The sequence below is a fragment of the Ideonella azotifigens genome (assembly GCF_006519715.1).
Lineage (GTDB): Bacteria > Pseudomonadota > Gammaproteobacteria > Burkholderiales > Burkholderiaceae_C > Ideonella > Ideonella azotifigens.
The window spans coordinates 1-1722 of record NZ_VIDT01000936.1 but is presented as its reverse complement, the minus strand read 5'-3'; the positions used below and the strand labels follow the sequence as shown (position 1 = coordinate 1722).

Annotated in this window: 3 protein-coding genes; all 3 read right to left on the bottom strand. The window is 53.6% G+C overall.

What is annotated here, in order from left to right:
- On the bottom strand, positions 1 to 423 hold a 423-nt coding region (locus tag FKP22_RS29400), incomplete at its 3' end, for a hypothetical protein (protein ID WP_211361655.1).
- Positions 424 to 555: 132 nt separating this feature from the next.
- Complete coding sequence (locus FKP22_RS29395; protein ID WP_141291729.1) at positions 556 to 1002, bottom strand: SAUR-like auxin-responsive family protein; 447 nt, start codon at positions 1000 to 1002, stop codon at positions 556 to 558.
- An 89-nt stretch (positions 1003 to 1091) separates the two neighbouring features.
- On the bottom strand, positions 1092 to 1722 hold a 631-nt coding region (locus tag FKP22_RS29390), incomplete at its 5' end, for an RHS repeat-associated core domain-containing protein (protein WP_141291727.1).

Sequence of the window (1722 nt, the reverse complement as noted above, 5' to 3'; positions counted from 1 at the left end):
GACCACGGCCTGGGCGCGGAAGCTCAGCTTGGAGAGTTGAACTTCGCGCTCGGCGGCGGCGGACACCGCATGGCTTGTGAGCAGTTCGTGCGCGTGCAGCGGCTCGCCAGCCGGCGTGGTCCGGGACAGGTGCGTCCACCAGGGGGCGGGCGATGAGCCAGCCTTCCCGGCATCAGCGGCGGCACGCTGGGCGTCTCTGAGTTGTTCAGCCTGAGCCACAGCAAGTTGAGAGACCAGATCCTCGGTTCGCGCCACCTGCCATTGCCACAGGCCCAGGCCGGCGACAGAGGCCAACGACAAGCCGACCGCCGCCGCCAAGAGCAGCCGCCGATCAGGTGCGCAGAGCGACCACCAGACCACCGAGCGACCCAGCGTTTGCCTGCTCAGATCGACCGCACGAACACTCAGTTGACGCAACGTCACCCCCCTCCGCGGCCAGTCCCCTCTCCGCGCTCCCTGTTGTTAAGAATTAACGCGCGAATTGTGGCATTGCCGCGCGTCAAAGCTTGGCCGAAAGCATTCTTGCCCAGCGGCGTCGCTGCCGTTGTTGTTTTGCTACTTCCGAAATATCTCAAACCATTGCATCGATGTGCATGAAATTTGCAATTTCATCTCATGATCGAACTGATATTCATGCTCTATTACTGAGTCAATACACCTAAATTCATGAGTAAGAAGGTCAACCGGCGAAACCGTCGCAACCCAATTTATATCAAATTTCAACACATTTTGGTACTGCAGCAAAAATTCGCGATCATGAAACGCCCCCAGCAATTTTATTTCGATGTTGGTTGCCAGAGGCTTCGCTAATAATGCGGAGCCAATATTTAAATCCGACAGCCATGCATCATGAAGAGTGCCTGGGGTATCTAAGTAGTACCGACCTGGGTCAGCTGCAAACGAAAATACATGTTCACCCAATTGATCTTTGATTTTCGATAGGTATTCAAAATATCTATCGAATCTCATCGCGCCACTAGCGTCTTTATATATATAGTTCACGATTTATATTACTTTGACGATTCGAAAATGTAAGATTGCAGATTGATTTCTTCGGAAATTTACCGCCAGCATTTATTCAACCCCAACAATTACATGCAGTCCGGATCTCTACTGCACCTACAGTCCCGATCCGCATCACACTTGGCCTCAGTTGCAGCCTCCAAAATAATGGAAAGAATCGACATAACACCCAGCGCCCCGGACGCGGAAGGCATAGACCCTCCGCGCATAAAACTTCCAACACTCCGACCCTTGATCGAGACAGTCCCCTTCTCAGGAATGAAGCCAGCGCGACGCGCCCAATCAACCGCTTGCCCGCGGCACTGATTTTCCACGCTTTCCGGAATACTCTCTGGACGCCCTAGGTGCCCATGCTTATTGAACCAACCATCTTTACCATAGAGTCCAATTTCATTCCCCTTCGGATCGTAGACGTGAATCTCCATCCCCGCCTTACCTCCGCTGCCAGGAAACTGATCCAGTCTTCCGGTATACCCTTGACCAAGATCTATTGGCCCTCCGGCCAACCCGAGGATATCGAAATAATTTAACGGATTCCCACCCACATACGCATAGGTGTTGATGCCTCCCGCGAGCCCAATGGGATCCGACTCTATGTACCTGCCACTGGTCGCCCGGTAATCCCGGTTGACGTTATAGAACAGCCCGGTCTCCTTGTCGAAGGTCTGGCCCGGGAACCTGAGGTTGAGGGTGAAGGCG